Origin of the sequence: Flavobacterium sp. PL02 (assembly GCF_035013205.1) — a bacterium.
Lineage (GTDB): Bacteria > Bacteroidota > Bacteroidia > Flavobacteriales > Flavobacteriaceae > Flavobacterium.
Genome location: NZ_JAYGJP010000001.1, coordinates 1 through 25,274, shown reverse-complemented (window position 1 = coordinate 25,274; position 25,274 = coordinate 1). Strand labels below are relative to the sequence as shown.

Sequence of the window (25,274 nt, the reverse complement as noted above, 5' to 3'; positions counted from 1 at the left end):
AATTATTCGTCTCTAAGTGCTACAATAGGTCTTATTTTTGCTGCTCTGTATGCTGGAAAAAAACCAGCCATTGCTCCCGCAAATACGAGCAAAACTAAAGTGGTCAACGCCACATTAAAATCAACTTCTGGATTTAAAAAGAATTCACTTTTTATCATTGGCCCTACTACTTCTAGTAATAATAAACTTGCCAATAAACCAATAAAACCTGCAATTGTAGTGATAAAAATAGACTCATGTAATATCATTCCAACTATCGATATTGGCGAAGCTCCAAGTGCTTTTCTTATCCCAATTTCTTTCGTTCTTTCTTTTACAATAATTAGCATAATATTACTAACTCCCACAACACCTGCTATTATAGTACAAATCCCTACCCACCAAAAAAACAGTCTGATATAAAGATTCAAGTCATAAACTTGTTTTGCATCTTTAACTGAGTTGTAAACCCCAATACCATTATCATCATCTGGAGCTACAACATTTTTAGTCTTTAAAAGTTGCTTTAAATCCGCAGTAAATTTTTCAGATTCTGCCAATGCTTCTTCATATGAAGCTTTTTTGTTTAATGTAAAAAACAAATTACTTACTTTGTCACCAATTCCATAAGCTCTTTGAGTTGTAGTCATTGGCAAATAAACTCTGGTTTCCTCTCTTTCTCCAGCCGGATCAGTAAAAACTCCAACAACTTTAAAATTGATATTGTTTATAGAAATTTGTTCTCCAAGCGGGTTTTTATCCTTAAATAAGTCTGTTTTTATTTTCATCCCAATTACTGCGACTTTTTCATAATTAGCCAAATCTTTGCTATTTATGAATCTTCCCATTACAATGGTAGCATTTTCGATTCCTAAATAATCCGGATCTACACCTCTAAACTGATAACTTGAAGATTCTTTACCATAAGTTACAGATGCACCCCAAAAATTATAAGTTGAAGCTCGTTTATCTAACTGATTTTCAAATTTTTGAACTGATTGTGAATAATCGCTATTTCTAAACTGAATTTGTCTCCCTGGGTTTAGTCCTTTATATTGTTTTGTAGTAACACCTGTCCAAACCTCTATAATACCTGCAGCATCACGTTCGAATTGTTTTTCGATTCCGTTCTGAAGTCCTTTACCCGCACCTAGAAGAATAACCAATATAAAAATTCCTGAAGCAACAGAAATCCCTGTAAGAAAGGTTCTTAATTTGTTTTTGGAAATTGCTTCAAATATTTCCTGCCAACGCTCAATATTAAACATAAGCTGATGCTCTTACTTGTTCTACGTATTTATCATCGATAATTAGTCCATCTTTCAAGACTACATTCCTTTTACACATTGCTGCAATATCTGGCTCGTGTGTTACAATCAAAATTGTTTTTCCTTCGTCATTGATTCCCTGAATCAGTTCCATTACTTCATATGATGTTTTTGTATCCAAAGCTCCGGTTGGTTCATCTGCCAATAATACTTTAGGGTTTGAAGCCAATGCTCTGGCTATTGCCACACGCTGTTTTTGCCCTCCTGAAAGTTCGCTTGGTAAATGGTGTGAATGCGAATCCAAACCAACTTTTTTTAAATAAGCCAAGGCAATTTCATAACGTTCTTTTCTTTTTATACCCTGATAATATAATGGCATAGCAACATTGTCTAATGCCGTTTTATAATTAATTAAATTAAAGGATTGAAAAACAAAACCTAAAAATTTATTTCTGTATCTAGATGCAATTGTTTCATTAAGATTTTTAATTGGCACATTATCCAGAATATATTCTCCCGAATCGGCTTCATCCAATATTCCTAAAATATTTAGCAATGTTGATTTCCCCGAACCAGATGACCCCATTATAGCAACCAACTCTCCTTCTTTAATATTGAAATTAATTCCTTTCAACACATGTAATTCAGATTTTCCCATTTTGTAGGATTTATGCAAGTCTTTAATTTCAATCATGGTTTGTTAATTTTAAAACAATAATACTTATTTTGCCAAGTAATTCAATATAATGAAATGTTAATAGTTTTAACCTATTACACTAATAAGACTAAATCTCTATCAAAATGTTACACTTTAATCTTAAAATATATTTGTTTTCTTAATTTTGCATCTTAAAAAAAATATAATGAAGAAATTAATATCGTTTCTAGCCCTCTCAATAGTTATCACTTTTATAACTAGCTGTTCTTCTTCTCAAAAATTAGCAACATTAAAGCCTGAGCCCGATGATGCTAGCCCATTAATATACGACAACACTCCTTCATTCATAAACTTGCCTATTACCGTAAAGCTAAAAGACATTGAAAACCAAACTAATACTTTACTTACTGGTTTAATTTACGAAGACAACAATATTGAAGATGACGATATCGAAATCAAAATATGGAAATTGGCTCCTATAAGAATTGAGAATGATCCTGCAAATCCTGACAAGAAAATCAAGACTATTCTACCTCTAAAAGCACTTGTAAAATATAGAATAGGAACCAAACAATTAGGCGTAGAGCTATACGATACCAGAGAATTTAATTTAAATGGAGTAATCACATTAGTTAGCTCAGTGGGGCTGACCAATTGGAAATTGAACACTAAAACCGAATTAAAATCATTAGATTGGAATGAGAGCCCAACTATGAGTGTTTTTGGAAAGAATATGCCTGTAACTTATCTTATAAATCCAGCCATTTCTATTTTCAAATCAAAATTAGAAAAAAGTATCGATGCTGCAATAGAAAAGTCAATGGACTTTAAACCAAATGTTTTGGCTGCCTTAGAAAAAATATGTACTCCATTCCAGATGAATCAAGAATATGACAGCTGGTTAAGAATTGTACCTATTGAAATATACTCTTCTGATGCTAAATTAAAAAATGATTCTTTCTTACTAGAAATGGGAATGAAATGTAATATGGAGACTATAATTGGTAAACAACCTGAAACCAAATTTAGTGCTTCTAAAATAGTTTTGAAACCAGTATCTAAAATCCCAAAACAAATTACAGCTAATATCGCTGCCGTGTCTAGTTACAAAGACGCATCTAAAATAATGACTAAAAATTTTGCAGGGCAAGAGTTTGGTACTGGAAGCAAAAAAATAACTGTTAAGAATGTTGAAATCTGGCACAAAGATGGTAAAATGATTATTGCCTTAGATGTCCTAGGTGCTGTAAATGGAACTTTATATCTAAATGGTTTCCCTAAATACAACCCGCAAACTAAAGAACTTTATTTTGATCAACTAGACTATGTTCTTGATACAAAAAGCAGACTAACTCGTACTGCTAACTGGCTATTACAAGGATTTATTTTAAACAAAATGAAAGAAAGCTGCCGTTATTCTATTCAACCTAATTTAGAAGAAGGAAAACAAAGTATGCTTAATTATCTTAAGAACTATTCGCCTATGCCTGGCGTTTATGTAAATGGAAAAATGGAAGACATAGAATTCCAAAAAGTAGAATTGACAAATCAAGCCATTATTGCTTTTATAAAAGTTAATGGAACAGTGAATGTTTCGGTAAATGGATTGAAATAAATCCTAGTTTACGCGTTCTTCTTTTTAGACTGATACATTCTGTAGATCAAGTAACCAATTACTGCAACAAGCAAATACGGAACTACCATAAGATAAACAATTCCATCATTTACAGCTTCGGCTTGCTTAGTATTTTCATCTCCGCCCAGAGCAGCGCGACACATTGCGCATTGTGCATTGACAGATAAATTAAAGAAAAAAATAACCAACAAGAAACTAATCTTTGCTAGTCTAGAAACACCTTGTTTCTTGTTGTTTGTATTTATATTAAACATAATAAGGGGAAATCATTAAATAAACAATTACTCCGGTAATAGCAACATATAACCAAAGCGGGTATGTGATTCTTGCAATTTTTCTGTGCTTGTCAAATGTATTTGCGATTGCACGAACATACGTTATTAAAACCAATGGAACAATTGCAATAGATAATAAAATATGTGAGATCAGAATAAAGAAATATACATATCGAATTGCACCTTCTCCACCAAATTTGGTAGAATCTGATGTCATATGATATGCAATATACATTACCAGAAACGCTAACGAAAGTGCAATTGCCGTAGTCATTAAGCGTTCGTGAAGCTTACGATTTCCTTTTTTGATAGCCATTACAGCAATAATCAAAACTAATGCTGTAATACCATTTATTGTAGCATAAATAGGCGGCAAGAAAGAAAGCGGCTCAACATTATATCCAAAATCTTTAAGTTTAACTCCAAATAAAATAGCAACTACAACTGGAATTACGATTGAAACAAGCATGATGTACTTATTGTATTTTTTTTCTAATGAATTATCCTCCATCTTACTCTTCTAATAATATATTTATATCTTGTTGTATATCTCTAACTCCTTTTTTATCTAATCCGTCATAATAAAGAATTGGATTTCCAAAATCATCTTTACGACAACGAATATTACCATTTTTGTCAATCAAAGCAAATAAACCAGAATGTTCAAATCCTCCGCTTACTTTACTATTTGCTCCAGCATATAGATTAAATCCTTTATTAGATAAATCCATGATAACATTTTTATCTCCTGTCAAAAAATTCCAATTAGACGATTTAACTCCTAGCATTTTAGCATGATCTTTTAATACTTGTGGCGTATCATGAGCAGGGTCAATAGTTATAGATACAATTCCGAAGTTAGGATTCCCAAAAAACTTTTTCTCGATTTCTAACATACTCAAATTCATCTTAGGGCAAATTGATGGACAAGTGGTAAAGAAAAATTCTAAAACATATACTTTTCCTTTATACGTTTCATTTGAAATTTTAACGTTATCCTGATTTGTTAATTCAAATTTAGGAGCTGGACCAATTTTTACTAATTTACCATCATCCTTCGCTTCTTTTGCATTAACACTATCCAAACGACTCCCTTTTACAACAGTATCATTTTTTACTCTATCGATAATTTTAGGAATAGCATAAATACCAAAAATCAATATTATAAAAGAGATTCCGATATATGATTTGTTTTTAAACATGGCAATATAATTTTAAAGTTGTTTGGTTGCATTATGATTCTTCTTAAGGGCCGCACGATACTCGTAAAGGATTATCTTAAAATCATCGAGCATTTCGTTACTTAGTTCAGATGGATGAAAAGTATTATATCCTTCCTTGTAATCTTTCTTTTCTTTTCTACCTCTTAAATTACGTCCCTTATCAACAATAAAGACATTAGGCGTACCTAGATGCTGATCTAGTTTTCCAACTAAATGCAATTGATTATAATACGTATTGATTTCGTCTGGTGAAGCAAAAACAAAATGCCATTGTGATACGTCTGTAAAAGCAGCTAAAGCATCTACTACTTTACGAGTATCTTCTTCAGTTCCCAAAGGACAAATTACAACAAATTGTAAATCTTGAAAAGTGTGATAGCGTTGGTAAATTTTTTCGTTTAAATTAAAATAATTTCCACGATTTTTTAAAATCTCAGTTCCAGAAAAACCGAGTATTGTTATTTTGTTATCCAGACTTACTTTTTCACCTCTCAAGGATTCCCAGTTTCCTAAGTCGGCAACTTTAGGTGTTATAACAGGCAAAGTAGTAAAACCATTCACGCCAGAAGCAAAAAAGAGATAAGCAACTATAGGCAAAACGAAGAGAACGAAAAGGACTATATTTTTTTTCATTATAGAAGGGAAAAATTTAAAGTACAAAAATAAAAAAAGGTACGCAATGCGTACCCTCTTTTTGAATTAATATCATGTTAAAAATTCCATTTAATAGTAGAATCTTTAAAAACCCCATAAATATAATGTCCTTCAGTTAAAAGAATAAACAATAAATATAAAACTAGGAAAATAACCGTTGAAACTACAGACCATCTAAGGCTGCTTTTTTCACCTTCCATGTGCATAAATGCCCATACTATATAATAAGCTTTATATATTGTTAAGATATAAAATATCCAATTCAATAAATTTAAACCTATAAAATGATTAAACTCTAATACTCCTGGCTTGTAGATTCCTAAAATAACCTCTACTGTTGTTACAGCTGATAGTAGTGCAAAAACAAACCAGATTCTTTTTGTATGTGATACATATTCGTGTGACATAATAATATAGATCTAAAATTAAACTAAGTAGAAAACCGTGAATACAAATACCCAAACTAAATCGACAAAGTGCCAGTATAAACCAACTTTCTCTACCATTTCGTAGCTCTTTCTTTTTTCATAAGTACCTAACAACACATTAAAAAAGATAATGATATTGATGATAATCCCAGAAATCACGTGAAATCCGTGGAAACCTGTAATAAAGAAAAAGAAATCAGCAAATAATTTATTTCCGTATTCGTTTCTAACCAAATTAGCACCTTCTACAACGTAATGTGCCTGACTTAATCTCAATTCAGACTCTTCTCTAGAAAGAACAGTTTTTTTCTTTTCCTTAGTAAGGACTTCTGTTCTTACTAACAATTCAGGATGTGCTTTAAAACCAGCTTGAACTTCGGCAACAGAATATGTTGGCAATGTTTCTGCATCGCTCATAAACCATTTTCCTTTGTCTCTAGTTAATGCTTCTCTACCTTCTGGTAATTTTACTGCAAAATCTGCAAGAGCAACACGTTTCCCGTCTTTATCAACAAACTGAAGTAAACTTCCTCCTTTTGTTTCAACAGCTCCGTATTCACCTTTGATAAAATTTTTCCATTCCCAAGCTTGTGACCCAACGAAAATCAAACCTCCAATAATAGTTAAAAACATATATACTGCAACTTTGCTTTTTTTCATTTGATGTCCTGCATCAACAGCCAAAACCATTGTTACAGATGAGAAAATCAAAATAAATGTCATTAATGCGACATAATACATAGGTGCAGGAACACCATGCATAAAAGGGAAGTGAGTAAACACTTCATCAGCCAATGGCCAAGTTTCAATAAATTTAAATCTAGAAAAACCATAAGCCGCAAGAAATCCAGAGAACGTTAAGGCATCTGATACGATAAAAAACCACATCATCATTTTACCATAACTTGCTCCTAATGGCTCATTGCCGCCTCCCCAAGTTTTTTCTTCGTTATTTGCAGTAGTAACTGTCGCTTCCATAAAAGATATTCGTTAAAAAGTTCCCAAATTTACGTTTTTTTCTTATTTAAAGAAATATAAAAATAAAAATAAATAGACCCACAAGAAATCAAGAAAGTGCCAGTACATTGCACCTAGTTCTATTCCAAGAGTTTGAGTCGAATTGTATTTCTGTTTAAAATGATTATAAATAATAACTAAAAGAGAAATAATCCCTCCAGCTAGGTGAAACAAGTGTGTAACCGTTACAACATAAAGAAAAGTAGTCGTTATAGAACTCTCCGCTCCTGTAAAATAATAGCCATCTGCAACGATTTGTTCAAATCCTGCAAACTGTAAAACCACAAATAAAATTCCTAATGCTAAAGTAGTCAAAAGTAAGTTAGTTGTCGCTTTTCTATTGTCTTTTTGAATAGCTCTTTTAGCTAAATAAAAAGTAACACTACAACCAATAATCACTAAAGTACTATAATAAAACGCTGAAGGCAGCTGAAAATCCTTCAACCAGTCGGTTCTTGACTTACTAACCACAAACGCACTGGTAAGCCCAGCAAACATCATGGTCATACTAACCATTGCGAACAATAAAATCAATTTAGATGACTTAGCGCTTCTTGCTCTATCTTCATCTTTTGTCATTGTCATTTCCATAACTATCTTAAAAATTTATCAAATATAAAAATCAACTGCAACAAGGTAATATAAGAAACACTCACCAGCATCAATGTTCTAGCTGCTTTAGCCGTTCTTAATTTATACAGACGAACTGCATAAAACAACATCCAAAGCCCTAATAAGAACACTAAAATTGCCGCTATTGGCGTAATAAACAATTTACCTGTATATCCTAAAGATGGCAAAAGCGATGCTATAATAAGCCAAATCGTATATAATATAACCTGTAATGCAGTTCCTTTGTCTTTCTTTCCTGTTGGAAGCATAAAAAACCCTGCTTTTTCATAATCCTCATACAAGAACCAACCAATAGCCCAAAAATGAGGAAATTGCCAAAAAAACTGAATTAGAAATAATGTTCCTGCTTCAATACCGAAATCTCCTGTAGCTGCAACCCATCCTAACATAAATGGTATCGCTCCTGGAAAAGCACCTACAAAAACAGACAAAGAAGTCACTGTTTTTAATGGTGTATAAACACTGGTATATAAAAAAATTGAAATCGCACCAAACATTGCTGTTTTAGGATTGATTGTATAAAGTAAAGTTAATCCAATAATTGTAAGTAAACACGCTACAAGCAAAGCAACTTTAGGCGACATTCTTCCTGAAGGAACTGGACGATTCTTTGTTCTGTCCATTAAAGCATCAAGGTCTTTCTCGATAACTTGGTTATAAGCATTTGAAGCCCCTACCATACAATATCCTCCAATTGCTAAAACTAAAAGTACCGACCATTGAAATGGATGTTGATCATCAAAACCAAGTAGGTAACCAGCTATCGAAGAGAACAAAACACTTACGGCGAGTCCTGCTTTTGTGATTTCTTTGAAATCATTAAAAATAGATTTGAGTGAAAGTGTATTTTGTGTTGCGTCCAATGCGTTGTTATTTTGGTTTTTTCAAAACTGGTGCAAATGTACAAATTAGATTGCAGAATTTAGGACGATAAAATTACATTTTTTCAATAGAAAGCACTAAACATGCTTCAATTTCACGATAAAACCGAATCATCTGCAAAAAATCTTACTAAATATTTTAATAATCAAAATACCAATTAAAGACATCTGCTCTTAATCCTAAAGTAAACCATGTTGTACTTTGCTTAAAATTTGCCGCAGTATCTTTAGTCGGATCAAAGTTTCTATAAATTAAACTTCCAAAGAATTTTAAGTTTGTAGCTGGATTAACTAAATAACCCGCCTGAATGTCGGTAATAAAAACCGATGTTTTATTCCCTTGCCCAACTTCTACACCTGTATTATAAGGTCTTTTTACATCATAACTCTTATAAATATCCGATCCATAATTAAATGAATCTTCCGCAGTATCAAAATCCAAACCTCTGGTTCCAACAGTAATTTTTGCATCTGCAAAATACCTTCCTTTATGATAACGAGCTATAGCTATAAATTCGCTAAAATTACCTCCCCATTGATGTCCAATACTTTGATTATTATGACCATAATTTGTTATAACAGCGCTATGAGAATACACATACGGGCGCACATGATTATACTCTAATTGCATCAATAAATTAGGCACATGAAATGCATTATAATACTTAGCTCCTAACTGATATCCAAATTTATTCTTCCAGCTTTTTTCTCCACTTCCCATATCACCAACTGAAAATTCATCCAGAAGAAATTGTCCATACAAATTAATTTGATTATTCCATTTATACTTTGCAGTTAAACCAAGTAAAGCATTACCGCTTCTAGAAGAAGAAGCAAACTCAACCGATCTGTAAAAAATAATAGGATTAGCAAAAGCCATATCAAAACCTCGGTCATTACTATTGGTCCAGATTACTGACTCAAAGAAACCTAAGTTTAATCTATTTGTAACATTTAAGCTTAAATAATGGTTTGCCATATATTTACTGGCATAAGTTTTATCTACTGTTGCATCGGGTCTAACATCTTTAAGAAACATATAAGTATTGGTGTACTTTATTTTCCAAAAAGTAGTATTCATTTTAAAATACGGATACGGACTTGCTCCATCACTCTCTAATAAAGAACGATATCCATCTCCTATAAAATTTCTTCCATAACCTAATTGAAAATCAAAAATTTTACCTGGCTTATAAGTCAAATTTGCTTCCGCAGAAGGAAAATCATAGCCATCTGTTTTAAAAGCTTTAGCAATTCCAATTCCAGGAATTACAGCAGGATTTCCACCCGAAGGTTTTATCGATTCAGCATAACTATTATAATAATCTGCAAATCTTCCCTGACTTTCAAAAACTGTCGTAGTAAAATTAAGATGCTTACCTAGACCACCTCTAAAATTAAGCGCTCTTGTATTTACATAAGTATAAGAAATATCACTTTTTGTATCCTTACCTACTTGTAGATCTACAATAGCATTTAATGTAAACCAATATCCCTCTCCTTCTATTTCGACTAAACTTTCATTCCAAAGCTTGCGCCCCCACCAACCAGAAACATTCTTTTTAAGCGATTCGTTCACCGCTTTAAGATTATAATATTTTGAAACTTCGGCATATGTGTATGGCTTTGAAGCTGTGTGATTATTACTCCCCACTTTATTTAAAGCACCATCAAATTGGGCGTAATAACTATGAGAAAAAGGAATATTTAAATTACTTTCAAACTCTGGATTTGTATATTTTTTATAAACAATACTATCCAATTCTGTCATAGGTGCAGTATCAGGTTTAATGATCTTTGACGCTGCTATTGCTTCCTCAGAAATTTGCCCTGCCGTTTTTAATGGTATATTAATTACTATCGTATATTTAGAATACGTTGGCTTTCCATCATAAGTAGACGGCTTAATTTTAGGAAATGTAGCAAAAACACGTTTTGTTTCCTGAACTAATTCATCATTATTAGCATTAACATATATAACCTTAAATTCTCCATTTCTGTCCACTTCAAAAAGGACTTTTACATCACCTTTATAATTATTCTGTTTTGAATTTGAAGGAATTTGAAAATTTTTAAATACAAAATCCTGAACCTCGCTATAGAAACAATTTTCCAAAGCTTTCGATTTTAAATTCTCGCAAGTTGGAAAAATTGGAAATTCTTCAGAAGTAAAACTAGACTTAACAGTTAAATTATTTGCTTCTTGAGAAGCAGCCATTAAAGAGTAAAATGCTATAATAAAAGTCAAAAAACCTTTGTTCATACGGTGGTTTTGGTTGTGAATTTAATATTGGTTTTGTGAAGTTTCTCCGTTTGCAATTGCTTTGGCATTTGAAGTTCCTATACGCTTCACTCCAAGATTAATCATTTCGAAAGCCTCATTATATGACCTTACCCCACCAGCAGCTTTTATAGGAAGCGGCGAAGCATTTTCAAGCATCATTATAATTGTTGGAACTGTTGCTCCATTTGGCAAATTATTTTCTGTTTTATAAAAGCCCGTTGATGATTTTACAAAAACAGAAGAATAATCATTTTCATCAAAATTTTGAATGATTATGTTTTTTATTAATGCCGACAGCTGTATAATTTCTGTATCGTTAAGTGCTGCAACTTCTATAATCCATTTCACAACTTTTTTATTGGTCAATCCCAAACGTGTACATTGCAAAATCTCATTTTTTACTAAATCAATTTCCCCATTTTTAAAAGCTTCATAATTACATACAAAATCTAAATCATCAGCTCCGTTTTGTATTGCTACATTTGCTTCCGCAAGCTTTGCCTCTAAATTTGATTTGCCTTCAGGAAAGTCGATCACAGTACCTATCAAGAGATTTGATTCTGCCTTCGAGATCATTTCTTTCGCCAAACTAACTTTATCCGGACGAATCATTATCAATTTGAAACGCTCAGTTATAGCCTCTTCAATTGCATCTTTAACTATCTGTGTATTTTCTGCTTCAGTCAAATTAGCTTGCTCAGCAGTTTTTAAATATGTTGAATCTAAGTATTGTCTAATATTCATGGGTATAATAAATTAATTGTATTAAATCCTGGTTGGCAAAAATACATTTTATATTGAGATAAGTTTGGTATAAACTGTTACTTTTAATTAAGCCTAAACAAAGTACAATCACTAACATAAATATTACATTACCAAAAATATTAAAAACAAAAAATCCCACCGAAGTGGGATTTATTAATTTACTATTTTAGAGATTAGCTTATTAAATAGTAGCACCGCAATTATTGCTGATGTTGCTCCTATTGCATTCGCTAAAAAATCCATCATGTCGGCACTTCTTGTTAAAGTATATCTACTTTGCAAAATCTCTATTACAAGTCCGAAAAAAATCGAAAAAACAAAAGAAACAAGTAACGGCTTATAATTATCTATGCTATTAAATTGTTTTTTAAAAAACAAAAACCATAGTATTGTAAAACCAAAATGAAAACAAAAATGAACTAATTTATCTATGTAAGGAATTTTTATTGTTGGGATATTACTTGACTCAGTTAAACAAAGAAAAACGATAATTCCTGTCCACAATAAAGCCAAACATAAAAAAAATATTTGTTTAAGCACCTATTAATTCTTTATAAGCTTCATCAGATAATAGAGAATCTAATTCTGATGTGTTAGAAATTTTAATTTTAATCATCCATCCAGCCCCGTAAGGATCTGAGTTTACTGTTTCTGGAGCACTTTCTAAACTGTCATTAAAAGCAATAATCTCTCCTGATAATGGCAAAAATAAATCCGAAACTGTTTTTACAGCTTCAACTGTTCCAAAAACTTCGTCTTTATCAAGCGTTTGATCTAAAGTTTCTACTTCAACATAAACAATGTCTCCTAATTCTTTTTGAGCAAAATGAGTAATTCCTACTGTTGCAACGTCACCTTCAATGCTAACCCATTCGTGATCCTTTGTGTACTTTAAACTTGTTGGTATATTCATAATAAATACTTATTGATAATTGATAATTGAATTTTAATAGGGCAAATGTAACAATCTTCTAATCAAATCCGCTTTAGAATCTGAAATTTAATTTCCAAAATTATATCTAATTGTAAATCCTGATCGAATATTCGTTAAAGGATACGTAGTCGAAATAACTGCTTTAGAAAATGAATGATCGTAATAAAAAATTGCCGTTAGATTCTTGCTAAATGAATAATCTGCTGTAATTTTTACAGACCAAATATTCTGTCCTGCAGCAAGTTGATTATTATCATAATCTAGATAACGCACCATCGTTTGGTTATTTCGATATGATAAATCTCCTTTTATATTAATATCACTTTTTATAACTCCTGTAGGACTATCAGCTAATGTCGATGAAAAAATCACATCTTTAATACGATATCCTAAACCTATTATATACTCCATCCCTTTAACTTCCGTCAATAGATTGTTATCAAAACTCATCGACAATGCTCTGTCTTTTTTAATTTCTGTAAGTACTTTCAACGAACTTTTTAACTCGAAATCCATTCTAATAAGCGGACTAAATTGCTCTACTAAATTGACATTAGACATGATTGTCGCATTATAGAAATTACCACTATCCGGATCCAATCCTCCTGGACTCTGATCATATTTAAAATTAGAACGATACTGGTTAATCGTATAAGATGCTCTATAATTATGCTGCAAAGAGAAACGCTTAAATTTATCTTTAAAGTATTTATAACGCATCAATCCATTATATTTAATACTCCAGTTTGGAAGCGGAAAGTTTCTAAAAATACCTGTCGAGCTTTTTGATGCATCACCTCCTGAATAGGCTGCCAAAAACGAAGGAAGTAAAACTGCCTGATTACTTTTTGTATATCCTATTGGATACCCTTGATTTGAAACAAATAAATTATATTTTGGATCTGTTGGCCCTGGAATAGGATTATTTGCATCACCATATCTTGGAATTTCAACTCCTGAACCATAATACCCCTCTGCCAAACGATTTGCAATTATCAAACGATTACTTCTAAAATCATCAAATGCAGATGATGAATTTTCATCGCTTGTAGCAAATGATGTTTTTATTAAAATCGTCGAGATTGAGAAAATACCATAATTATACGGCGATCTCGCATGATACAATCCAGTTTCATCAACATCATATTGTTCAGAGAAATTTGCTGAATAAGCACGATCTGCACTCAAATCAATTTTTAAGTCTGGCAATAAATCGATATTAGCAGTAGCTTTAAACATCTTGTTTGTTACTTGCGAGAAGTTCTGATTAAAATCCTGATAGTTTGTTAACCAACCATTTTTAGCAGCTTCATAACGTACATCATCCTGACTTCCGAAAATAAAACCTAAAGATGGTCGAGATGAACCTAAGAATCCAACGCTTGGTGTATACCCTGGTAAAACAGTTCCGCTGTTAACAGTATAGTTTACCTGAATATTTTTTATACTTGTTAGTACTCCCATTAAACCATCATGAAATGCACTATTTACAACCAATGGTTGGTTTGTATTTACTACTTTCTCTCCTGGTTTTGGTACAGTTGGTTTAGCCTTAGGAACTTTTGCACCTCCCTTATTATTAAGTCCCAAATATTTATAAAGCGTATTCATATTCATGGTCGCCGTAAATGTATTCGAATTTGCATTCTGAACTGTATTCCCTAAATCATAAAAATTACCACTTCCATCCTCATAACTAGACAATGCCTCTGAAGTACGTTGCCAGCTATAATCTCCCGTATAGGAATAATTTGCTTTTAAGAATCCTAATACAGGAATCTTATATAATGGAATTTCGTAATTTAAAATCAATTGTTGCATATGCTGATTTGGCGTACCCATATCCCAATAGCTATCCCAAATACTAAAGTTCTCAATTGGCTCATTATCTGCATTCATATAATTTTTAACTATATTATTAGATGATGCTGTATAATTTATTTTTAATGATTTCGTAAGATTAAAATTAAAACCATACTGATAATTAAAAGCAAAGTTTCTTCTATACATTGGATCCAATCCAATACCTTCAACATTTTCTACTTGTCTAAATTCCTGACGATTATATTGTCTTATAATATTAGTATTAAACGAGATATTAGATGGCAAATAATTAAAATTAAAATCGCTTAATAATTTCCAATAGTCACTCTTCTTAAAGAATTTATTTTTCTTAAGCGGTTCAATTGTCTTTGGCTGAAAGCTGTATGCATAATTTACAGTTGTACTAGACTGTTGATCTCGGTAACTCGCAATTTCATAATCATGACGTTGCACTTCATTATATGATTGCGAGAATGTAAAGTTTTCAGGGTCATAAACGTGTTGTTTTTGCTCTGGCGCTCTATCTTTTCTAACTCCAATAAAGTTGATGCTTCTACGCTTTGTATAATCAATTGCACGGTTTTTTATATTATCTCTTTCGGCAGCATCTGTCGTTACATCCAATAACTGTTTCAATTTAATATCTTCATTAAATGGATCATATTCTGGCGTAATTACTTCTTCTCCAACAGCGTAATTAAATGGTAAATTAATTCCCCACTTAGGCGGCAATAACTTACCTAAATTCAAATTAGTTACAATATTGTATTGCTGTATATCCTCTCTACTTCTTTCATTCGGTCCTTGTTCCAGAGACCCAAATCCTATAGTACTTTTTCTACCTGTTGCAGAAACCGTAGCAAAATCGGCAAAATTAGTATCTAAATTTAAGATTGCGGCCATACCTCCTTTATTGTCCATCTCGGCAAGACGCAATTCATTAAACCAAACTTCTCCTTTAATATCCTGATGTGTATCTGCATTTTTCACACCAACCATTAAATTCCTAACCAATCCAAAATTCGGATTTCCTTTTATCCCTAATCGCAAAGTACTATCTCCATCACCATCTGGCTTGGTTATATCATCATCTGGATAATAAATTCCATCAAGAGGAAGTGTATTTGGGTCAATTTTCATCGCCTCAATTTTCATTTGTGTCAATAATGACAAAGCCAAATCAATATTATTTTCTTCTGGCCAAACAACTTCAGGGCTTAAAGGAGAACAATCTGAACCTGACGTAGAAACCGGAATAGTAACTTTTAAAGGAATTTCTATTTGATAGAAATTCTGAGTAAAGTCATTTCCAAAACGGATAAAACCTACCATTTGTCCATTTTGCAACACCTGCTCATTTGGTAATGATTCAGCATGCAAAAACATTTTTAATCTGTTGTATTGACGCATATCAACACTTACATTTTTAAATACAGCTCTGGAATCTTTTGGTTGCAAACCATATCCAGAAACTCGTAATGCTAATGCCTGTTCGTTTTGATTAATAATGGTATTATTATTATATAATTGCTCACGCGCTACTCCTGGAGGAGAAACATAATTTACTGGACATCTAGTACTATTTTCTTCAATATTTACAGCAGAAACATCGAAAGTCGTATTATCGTCTTCTACATTAACATCAGCAGGATCTAATGTATTTGTGTATCTTCTCCACTCTCCTCTTACCAAATCTAATGCTCCAAAACGAACTGTAACATCACTTTCAAATCCTGTCATAAACATTCTCATGAAACGGATTGATCTAAAATCTGATATATTACCAATTGTATTCTGAGGTTGCGAAACTGGAATTTTAAACTGAATCCATCTAGCAGCAGTTACTGCTCCATTTACCATAGTCACTTGGGTATTTTTTATATCTGTAATATAATTTTGCCCTATTTCCATATTTGGCTTAATATCGATGCTATACTCATAATAAGCATTAATCGTATTCATGGTATTATCTCTGTTGATATCCTCAACATCAGGAAGTGTTGTCGAAGCTCTATTTGCATCGTTTATATTTACATTCGAGTTTCCTTCAACACCGTTATAATTCTTGTAACGATCTAAAACACCACCATCAGCATTTAAGTAATAGGTATAATTATCCGCGGCTGGGTCATTTGTTGAGGCAAAATTATTATAAACTGCCCCTTCTCTAGCGTCTGGTAAACCATCAAGACCTACATCCTGATTGGCTCTATTACCGCTATCGTTGTCAAATGCGTAAATTAAAGATTGCGATGCTGGAACATCTCCCCACATAGGCTGGGGATTAACCACAATCTGACCTGGCCCTAAACCATTTTCATATTGTTTTCTTCCATCTTTTAAAATATCTTCTGAAATCTCTCCTAAGTTAAAGTAAACCTTACCTGTATTGGTTTGATCTGTTTCTCCTGCTCCCACAAATGGATCTAATACCCAAAACTGAATATATTCGACATTTCCTTGTTCAAAATCGGTTGAGCTCAAAGCACGCATTATCCCTCCAAAATTATCTTTTGGGTTTGTGGCATAATTTAAATTATTATTATAAGGTCCTCTTTCTGATGGGTAGTAAGTTAAATCCAATGTGTTTACCACTTGCGATTGTCCTTGTGCAATATCAGTTAATGGATACAACTCATCACTATAAATTCTACGGGTCGAGTTTAATGATAAATCATCATTACTTATCCCTGATGGTTTAGAAGAATAAAAAACTGGATCAATTGTGTACCATGCCAGTTTTGCTCTTTTAAAACCATAACTCATATCATTGGCTTTGGCATTAAAATTATAGGTACTTACAGCATTCTCCTCTGGCGTAGATGCAAGACTCCATGCATATGCCGAACGCATATCTATTGTTGATTGCGACCCTTCAAAATCATCTACGTAAATAGTTGATTCTCCTTCAAAATTATCTGCTTTTGGAGTACCTGGTTTTAAGAAGGCTATTTCTCCTCTTAACGAAAGATTAGAAGGAACATCCGTATCTATAAATGGTAACTTATTTACTAATCGGGTAAAGAAAGGAATCTCGGTAGAGAAGTTTGTATTGAAACCATAAATCATATTATTTACAGATTCCTGTCCATAACTCGATTTTTGTGTAAACGGTTTCTCTGTCATTTGTAAAAAAGTACCTCCAACAGTAAAATTCTCTGAAATTTTATGTTGCACATCTATTCCCATAAATCTTCGGGTTTGTTGTCCGAAAATAGAATTATTCTCTAATGAAATCTCTATTGGTGTATTTGATGCCTGAAGCGAAGGATCCAAAATCTGAACTCTTCCTAATTGATAGTTTACACTATAATCAATCCCCTCAACCAAAACACGTCCTCCAGCAGTAACAACTACAGAACCTTGAGGAACGTTAAAAGCTCCAATAGGAATTCCGTCACCTCCTGTTGATTTATATTTACCTCTTAATAAGAATTTATTTTTATCACTATCCTGTAAAGCTGCAGATTGTGTACTAGCATACATATTACGGAATACATACTTGCTTTGATTAGGATTATAAGTACTTGTATTACGATAGTCCTCTCCTGTACTATTTGATAATTTAGAGAATAACAATTCTCCAAAAGGCTCTTTGGTTGTAAATATAATTCTACCATTTTGAGCATCCATTGTTAATCCCGGTAAGAAATCAAAAAAACCATCACCACCCGTTTGTGGGTCATTATTGTAGTTTAATTTATCCAAATTAAACACTTTAAGCAAAGGTGTTTCTTCTACTTTATTATCTGGTGTAGGATTTGGAGGAAATGGTGTTCCTGAAACTGGCGTGATATAATTTATAGGAGACGGATCTGTATATAAAATATTAAACCTGAAATCTTCTTGTTTTATTTGATATGCTCCAGGGATTTGATAGATATTTTTCATCATCAAATTCCAAACCGGATTCTTAACATTTGTCAAATTGCTTTTAAGCATTTTCAAAATCAAACTTTGCGTTATGATTGCTTGATTTGAAGGATTGTTACCTGTTACGACTGTACCATCTACACCATCATTACCAAATTCCCCTACTTGGAATACCTGATCTCCCATTGTATATTCATAAGCAACTGCCAAAACCTCGTCATTTGCCAATCGTTGTTGTAACGATAAATATCCTAATTGTGGATTAAAAGTATATTCATTAGAATTTAATTTTCTTGCATTTTCTAATTTCGAATAATCCTGTCCTTCACTTACTGTAATACCATTAAATCCTGAGCTTGAAGTAACAATTTCACGAATATTACTATTCAAATAACCTGTTCCTCCTGCTATTAATTTTGGATCATATTTATTATTACTATTATTCGCTGGTGAATTTATTGGATTAAGAAACATTCCCGCTGAAGGATTAAGCACCACAACTTCACTATCTGGGACTCCTGATAATTGTGCCTCACCTAAATCCTGAAGTGCTATAACGTTTCTTAAATTGTTATTTGTAGTACTTACTCTATTTTGTTTATTAGTAATCCAAACTTCTAATCTTGTTATTTGAACTCTACTATCTATAAAAGGATATTTTCTTAAAGACGAATCATATTTACCTCTAAAGTATTGAGATAAAAAGAAGTGCCTGTCATTATCATAATTTAAAGCATACAAATCAAAATCCTGAACTGTACCTCCTCCTTCGGCTACTACACTTTTACTTTGGGATTTTTGCTCTGAGAAAACTCCCGTAATTGTAGTTTTACCAAATTGTAATTGGGCTTTTACCCCAAATAAACTTTGTGCTCCTCTTATTAAAGTACTATTAAGCGGCATACTTACGTTACCAACTTCAATTTTCTGAATGATATCGTCTTCTGATGGTGTGTATTCTAATTTTATTAAATTTTGGAATGCAAATGTTGATTGAGTATCATAATTAGCATTTACATTTAATCGAGTACCTACTTTTCCTTGTAAACTCATACTGATACGCTGATCAAAATCAAAAGAAAGATTTGATCTGTTTCTAGGAGAAAAGGAAGGATTGTCTTGTTTGGTATAACGAACCCCTAAATCTATTTCGACAGAACCAGTTGGTTTTACATCGATGGTATTACTTCCAAAAATAGATTCGAAAAGTCCAGATCTAATATAATATCTAGGTAGTAAATCTTTTTTGGCTAATTCACTTCCATCTTTTTTACCATCAATAGCATCTGCTTTTTTCTTAAAATAATCTCTTCTAGACTCTTTTAATATTAAAGCTTCGTATTCTTCTGGCGTTAAAATAATGGGATAATTAATCGAAAAATCATCTACGCTATTGGTATAAATATAGCGATCTGTAATAGGGTCGTAAGTATATGCGGAAAGAATACTTTGTGGATCTTTTATTTGTATTTTACCAACAGAATACCCTGTTTTAGTTGTATCTTGAGCTTCCTGTTTTACCTGAGCCTCCGATACAAACCCACAAAATAAAACCAGCAAAAAAATACAAATTTTATGCATATAGTCCGTGTGTTTTAAAGTACGTTTTTTTTTTATAAACTTTTTAAAGCCTTCTTAATTATTGACTCAACAGTCGCTTCAGGATCTTCTTTTATGATTTTTTCAACCACTTTTTCAGATGTTTTTCTGACAAATCCTAAAACTTCTAAAGCAGATAACGCTTCATCTCTGTTTGTATTGTTTTGAAGCATTGAAACTTCATCTAAATCGTACAATTTAACAATTTTTTCTTTCAAATCAAGGATAACTCGTTGGGCAGTTTTGTTCCCAATTCCTTTTATTGATTGAATTACACCCACATCTCCCGATGCTATTGCATTAATAATTTGTTTCGGATCTAATGAAGATAACATAGTTCTGGCAATATTAGCTCCAATTCCAGATACCGATAACAACATCCTGAAAATTTCTCTTTCGGATTTTTCTATAAAACCAAATAATGTATGCGCATCTTCTTTTATTTGAAGATGCGTATACAATTTTATAAAATCACTATTTGGTATTAACGAATAAGTGTGTAAAGATATATTTACATGATATCCTACTCCACCACAATCGATAACAACTTCGGTAGGCGTCTTTTCAACTAATTTTCCTTGCAAATGTGCAATCATAATATAATGTTAACAGCGCCAAATATAGTAAAATTTGAAGTAAAAATACCACAATTTTTAAACAATACTTTTTTACCTGAAATTATTTAATCAAATTATTCTTTTTAATTTCTTTTTCCTGAGCATCAATAACAGCAATAGCTGCCATATTAACCATTTCTTCTACACTTGCCCCTAATTGGAAAATATGTACTGGTTTACCCATACCTAACATTATTGGTCCTATTGAATCTACTTTATTCAATTCTTTCAATAATTTATAAGTAATATTTGCCGATTCTAAGTTAGGAAAAATAAGTGTATTAACTTTCTTTCCTGCTAATTTAGAAAAAGGAAATTTTTCCTGTAGCATTTCTGGGTTCAAAGCAAAATCAGCTTGAATTTCTCCGTCGATAACTAATTCAGGATGATTTTTATGCAAGTAAGCTACTGCTTCTCTCACTTTGGCAGCTCCTGGATTTGTCGAAGAACCAAAATTAGAATATGAAACCATTGCAATTACAGGCTCTACTCCAAACATTTTAGCTGTTTTAGCTGTCATAACAGCTATTTTAGCCAAATCATCTGCTGATGGATTGATATTAATCGCAGTATCTGATAAGAACATTGGCCCACGATTCGTCATCATCATGTTTGCCGTAGCGACAAGTGAAGCTCCTGGTGCTTTTTCTATAAGTTGTAACATTGGTTTTACAACCGATGGATAACTTCTAGAATGACCTGTTACCAATGCATCTGCCTCTCCTTCATTAACCATCATTGCAGCAAAATAGTTTCTTTCGCGCATTAATTTTTGAGCATCTAGCAAAGATATTCCACGTCTCTCTCTTGTTGACCAGTAAGAAGATGCAAATTGGTTTCTTCTTTCTTCTTGATCTTTCGTTTTAGGATCAATAATCTCAACATCTGCATCAAATCCTAATTCAGCTTTAAGCTCTAGAATGATTTCTTTATTTCCTAATAAGATTGGAAAACCAATACCTTCTTCATATACAATTTGGGCCGCTTTTAATACATTTAAATGGTCTGCTTCGGCAAAAACGATTCTTTTTGGATCCATTTTTGCTCTGTTTGTAATCAAACGAACCATTTTATTGTCATTTCCTAAACGAGCCAAAAGTTCTTCTTCATACTTTTCCCAATCAGTTATTGGATTTAAAGCTACTCCAGACTCCATTGCTGCTTTGGCTACTGCCGGCGCAACTACGGTAATTAATCTTGGGTCGAAAGGTTTTGGAATTATATATTCTCTTCCGAATCCTAATTTAGTCGCTCCGTAAGCAACATTTACTTGCTCTGGAACTGACTCTTTTGCTAATGAAGCTAACGCTCTAACAGCAGCCATTTTCATTGCTTCGTTAATTTTAGTCGCTCTTACATCAAGAGCTCCTCTAAAAATATAAGGAAATCCTAATACATTATTTACTTGGTTAGGATAATCAGAACGCCCCGTAGCCATAATAACATCCTTACGAGTTGCAATTGCTAGGTTATAATTGATTTCCGGATCAGGATTTGCCATTGCAAAAACGATTGGATTTTCAGCCATTCCTAATAACATATCAGCTGTCATGATATCCCCTGATGATAATCCTAAAAATATATCCGCTCCTTTTAAAGCTTCTTCTAAACCAATTGGTTCAATATCTTTAGCATATTTTAATTGTAAAGCAGATAATGCAGGGTTATTTTTAGTTAAAAGCCCTTTACTGTTATACATTAAGATATTCTCAATTTTCACTCCTAATAAAACATACAAATCAGCACAAGCCAAAGCAGCAGATCCTGCTCCTGAAACTACCATTTTTACATCTTCTGCTTTTTTATCTGCTAACTCTAAAGCATTTATCAAAGCTGCCGAAGATATAATTGCAGTTCCGTGTTGATCATCATGCATTACCGGAATATTAAGCTCTTCTACCAATCTTCTTTCTATTTCAAAAGATTCTGGTGCCTTAATATCTTCTAAGTTAATACCTCCAAAAGTTGGAGCAATATTCTTTACGGTTTGAATGAATTCTTCAATATCTTTTGTTCCAATTTCAATATCAAAAACATCGATATCAGAAAATATTTTAAATAACAATCCTTTCCCTTCCATTACTGGTTTTGATGCTTCAGGACCAATATCTCCTAAGCCTAAAACTGCGGTTCCATTAGTGATTACAGCAACAAGATTCCCTTTTGCAGTGTATTTATATACTTCGTTTACATCTCTTGCAATTTCTAAACATGGTTCGGCAACACCTGGTGAATATGCCAAAGATAAATCTCTTTGGGTTGCATATTTTTTGGTTGGAACTACTTGAATCTTACCTGGAGTAGGCTTTGAATGGTACAATAACGCCTCGCTTCTTTTACTATCTTTATTCATTGTTTTTAGATTTTATTCTAGCTTACAAAGATATAAGACTTGGCTTAAAAAGGAAGCTTTTATATTATTCTTTTATTCTTTTATATTACTCTTTTTTCAAAAAACCAGCTTTATTTTTAATCCAAAAAAAATAACCTGAAATTAATTAGGCTATTTTTTGCTATTCTTTCACACCATATTCTATTGTGATATATAGGAATTTAAGTGATTAATAGTGTCCTTTTGAATTTCTATTATTGATTTCACAACGTCACTTATAGAAATAATTCCTACCACAATACCATTATCTACAACAGGCAAATGTCTAATTCTTTTACTACTCATTAACTCCATACAGGAGTCTAAATTATCAGACAAACTTATTGTAATCACATTGCTTTCCATGATTTCATGAACAAATGTCTCTTTTGAAGATTTATCCTTTAAGACAATTTTTCGTGCATAATCTCTTTCTGACAATATACCTTTTAGCTCTGTTCCATCTATTACTAAGATGGCACCAATGTTTTTTTCTCCCATTACTTTTAAAGCCTCGTAAACGGTAGTCGATGAAAGTACTGAATAAACTTCTTTTCCTTTCGTGCTTAGTATTTGATTAACAGTCATATCTGATATTTTTAAGAACTATAAATTTAAAAAAAAACAAGTTACGAATAACATTATTTTATCTTTTTAACTTAAAAAATTATTTAATTAGCTATCAAAACCAGAAAAATAAAGAGTTTTATTTGTTTTTATAACACATTTAACGAATATTTACTCATCACTAACTATCTAAATATAAAACAAACAATGCCCTTTCTGAAATTTCAAAAAGAGCATTGCTTTTAAATATGGTATTTATTATTTAGATGTACTGAATATTATTCCATCGAGATGATGATAAATTCACTTCTTCTGTTCAATTGGTGTTCTGCTTCTGTGCAAGGAACTCCATCGGAACAGTGATTTACTAACTGACTCTCGCCATATCCTTTGGCGGTTAATCGATTAGATTTAATTCCGTTTTTTATCAACCATTGTTGGGTTGATTTGGCTCTTCTGTCTGATAATGCCAGGTTGTATTTGGCTGTTTGACGACTATCGGTATGGGAGCGGATATCGATTTTCATCTTTGGGTATTGCTGCATTACCGCCAGGATTTTCTCTAGTTCGAAGGCGGCATCTTTGCGGATGATGGATTTATCTAAATCAAAATAGATGATAGGTATGTTTAGTGTTTTAGCTAAATCTGTTCCTACTGTGATTGGTTTGATGCGTTTTTCTAATTTTATATTTAGCTCTGTTTCTCCTGATTGTTCTTTTATGATTACTGGAGTTTCTATCGTTTCATAATCTTCTTTGGCTACTCGTACATGATAGGTTTTGTTACAATCTATCTTAAAGCTGTATGTTCCGTTTGCTACTGTTGTAATCTCGCCTATCGTTTTAAATTGCTCGTCGAGCAGGGTTACTTTGGCGTTCTCTAATATGGCGTTGGTTTCTTTGTCTATTACTATTCCTTTTAGGGTTTGCTCGCAGTTTAGTTTTCTGGTTTGGGTTAATTTGTAAATATCATCGTTGCCGTTTCCTCCTTCTCGATTGGAGGTAAAGTATCCTTTTTGGGTTTCGCTATCGATGATAAATGCAAAGTCGTCTTGTTTGCTATTTATTGGTGCGCCTACGTTTTGTACTGTTGTAAAGGTGTTATCGTTGTTGTTCTTATCGCTGTTGTTATCATTGATTTTGGTAACGTATACATCGAGTCCGCCTAGTCCTGGTCGTCCGTCGCTGGCAAAATATAGCTGGTTGTCGTTTGCTATAAACGAGAAGGTTTCTCTGCCTTCGGTATTGATTGTTTTTCCTAGATTTTCTGGTTTTCCAAAGCTTTTGTCGCTGTTTATCGTTACGCTATACAAATCGGATTGGCCCAGGGTTCCTGGCATATCGGAGGCGAAGTATAGTTTTTTCTCGTCATTGCTTAGTGCTGGATGTGCGGTGCTGTACTGGTCACTATTAAATGGTAGTTCGCTTACGTTGGTCCATTTGCCATCGATTTGTTCTGCTTTATAGAGTTTTAACAGGGTGATTTTTTGGTTGTCTTTGCCTCTTTTTCCTTCCAGGTAGTTGTTTCTTGTAAAGTACATTGTTTTTCCGTCTTTGGTGAAAACGGGTGTGGATTCATTGAATTTGGAATTGATGTTCTTTTGAAATCGCTCTGGTGTTCCTAGTGTTCCATCGGCTTTTATTTCGGCGGTGTATAGGTTGGTGAAGGATTTATTGGTCCATTTGAATGTTTTTTTGGCTATGCCTCCGGTATCTCTGGCGGATGCAAATACGAGTTTGTTGTCGTAATAGGCGCTTCCGTAATCGGTTTGGGTGGAGTTGATTTTT

At 32.7% G+C, this 25,274-nt stretch carries 20 protein-coding genes; 1 reads left to right on the top strand and 19 read right to left on the bottom strand.

Annotated features, from left to right (window positions below; all coding sequences use genetic code 11):
• Positions 1-2: 2 nt before the first annotated feature.
• Entirely contained in the window at positions 3-1,247 is a 1,245-nt protein-coding gene (locus tag SHI72_RS00100; protein ID WP_039114869.1) for an ABC transporter permease, read from the bottom strand.
• Entirely contained in the window at positions 1,240-1,941 is a 702-nt protein-coding gene (locus SHI72_RS00095; RefSeq protein WP_035617842.1) for an ABC transporter ATP-binding protein, read from the bottom strand. The genes SHI72_RS00100 and SHI72_RS00095 overlap by 8 nt, the downstream gene beginning before the upstream one ends.
• A 169-nt stretch (positions 1,942-2,110) precedes the next feature.
• Here SHI72_RS00095 and SHI72_RS00090 point away from each other — a divergent pair, with 169 nt between their 5' ends.
• Positions 2,111-3,520 carry a DUF4403 family protein gene (locus SHI72_RS00090; protein WP_323488661.1) on the top strand — a complete coding sequence of 470 codons (1,410 nt, stop codon included), beginning with the start codon at positions 2,111-2,113 and terminating at the stop codon, positions 3,518-3,520.
• Between the two features lie 8 nt (positions 3,521-3,528).
• Here the strand turns inward: SHI72_RS00090 and SHI72_RS00085 are convergent, their stop codons facing one another.
• The 17 genes from SHI72_RS00085 to SHI72_RS00005 form a co-directional block, all read right to left on the bottom strand.
• Positions 3,529-3,795 (bottom strand): hypothetical protein, encoded by a 267-nt coding sequence (locus SHI72_RS00085; RefSeq protein ID WP_323488660.1) that lies wholly within the window; start codon positions 3,793-3,795, stop codon positions 3,529-3,531.
• Entirely contained in the window at positions 3,788-4,327 is a 540-nt protein-coding gene (locus tag SHI72_RS00080) for a DUF420 domain-containing protein (RefSeq protein WP_323488659.1), read from the bottom strand. The genes SHI72_RS00085 and SHI72_RS00080 overlap by 8 nt, the downstream gene beginning before the upstream one ends.
• A gap of 1 nt (position 4,328) precedes the next feature.
• Complete coding sequence (locus SHI72_RS00075) at positions 4,329-5,018, bottom strand: SCO family protein (RefSeq protein WP_323488658.1); 690 nt, start codon at positions 5,016-5,018, stop codon at positions 4,329-4,331.
• A gap of 12 nt (positions 5,019-5,030) precedes the next feature.
• Entirely contained in the window at positions 5,031-5,672 is a 642-nt protein-coding gene (locus SHI72_RS00070) for a hypothetical protein (RefSeq protein ID WP_039114876.1), read from the bottom strand.
• A 77-nt stretch (positions 5,673-5,749) separates the two neighbouring features.
• The gene (locus SHI72_RS00065; RefSeq protein ID WP_039114877.1) at positions 5,750-6,100 is read right to left on the bottom strand and encodes a cytochrome C oxidase subunit IV family protein; all 351 of its coding nucleotides are present in this window, start codon (positions 6,098-6,100) and stop codon (positions 5,750-5,752) included.
• 18 nt (positions 6,101-6,118) lie between these two features.
• Positions 6,119-7,099, bottom strand: a complete 981-nt coding sequence (locus SHI72_RS00060; RefSeq protein ID WP_039114878.1) for a cytochrome c oxidase subunit 3 — start codon at positions 7,097-7,099, stop codon at positions 6,119-6,121.
• Positions 7,100-7,141: 42 nt separating this feature from the next.
• Positions 7,142-7,729 carry a cytochrome c oxidase subunit 3 gene (locus SHI72_RS00055; protein WP_039114879.1) on the bottom strand — a complete coding sequence of 196 codons (588 nt, stop codon included), beginning with the start codon at positions 7,727-7,729 and terminating at the stop codon, positions 7,142-7,144.
• A 2-nt stretch (positions 7,730-7,731) separates the two neighbouring features.
• Positions 7,732-8,634, bottom strand: a complete 903-nt coding sequence (cyoE, locus tag SHI72_RS00050; RefSeq protein ID WP_323488657.1) for a heme o synthase — start codon at positions 8,632-8,634, stop codon at positions 7,732-7,734.
• Positions 8,635-8,791: 157 nt separating this feature from the next.
• Complete coding sequence (locus SHI72_RS00045; protein WP_323488656.1) at positions 8,792-10,915, bottom strand: energy transducer TonB; 2,124 nt, start codon at positions 10,913-10,915, stop codon at positions 8,792-8,794.
• Positions 10,916-10,936: 21 nt separating this feature from the next.
• Positions 10,937-11,680 carry a deoxyribose-phosphate aldolase gene (gene deoC, locus SHI72_RS00040; RefSeq protein WP_323488655.1) on the bottom strand — a complete coding sequence of 248 codons (744 nt, stop codon included), beginning with the start codon at positions 11,678-11,680 and terminating at the stop codon, positions 10,937-10,939.
• 174 nt (positions 11,681-11,854) lie between these two features.
• A complete protein-coding gene (locus tag SHI72_RS00035) occupies positions 11,855-12,241 on the bottom strand; it encodes a VanZ family protein (protein WP_323488654.1) in 387 nt (128 codons plus the stop codon).
• Entirely contained in the window at positions 12,234-12,614 is a 381-nt protein-coding gene (gcvH, locus tag SHI72_RS00030; RefSeq protein WP_039114886.1) for a glycine cleavage system protein GcvH, read from the bottom strand. The genes SHI72_RS00035 and gcvH overlap by 8 nt, the downstream gene beginning before the upstream one ends.
• 87 nt (positions 12,615-12,701) lie before the next feature.
• The gene (sprA, locus tag SHI72_RS00025) at positions 12,702-19,913 is read right to left on the bottom strand and encodes a cell surface protein SprA (protein ID WP_323488653.1); all 7,212 of its coding nucleotides are present in this window, start codon (positions 19,911-19,913) and stop codon (positions 12,702-12,704) included.
• 32 nt (positions 19,914-19,945) lie between these two features.
• Positions 19,946-20,527: a Holliday junction branch migration protein RuvA gene (ruvA, locus tag SHI72_RS00020; protein ID WP_035617819.1), complete on the bottom strand. Its 582-nt coding sequence runs from the start codon at positions 20,525-20,527 to the stop codon at positions 19,946-19,948.
• An 82-nt stretch (positions 20,528-20,609) separates the two neighbouring features.
• Positions 20,610-22,901, bottom strand: a complete 2,292-nt coding sequence (locus SHI72_RS00015) for an NADP-dependent malic enzyme (protein ID WP_323488652.1) — start codon at positions 22,899-22,901, stop codon at positions 20,610-20,612.
• Positions 22,902-23,081: 180 nt separating this feature from the next.
• Positions 23,082-23,507: a CBS domain-containing protein gene (locus SHI72_RS00010; protein ID WP_039114892.1), complete on the bottom strand. Its 426-nt coding sequence runs from the start codon at positions 23,505-23,507 to the stop codon at positions 23,082-23,084.
• Positions 23,508-23,764: 257 nt separating this feature from the next.
• Positions 23,765-25,274 (bottom strand): OmpA family protein (locus SHI72_RS00005; protein ID WP_323488651.1); only part of this gene is annotated, 1,510 nt, incomplete at its 5' end.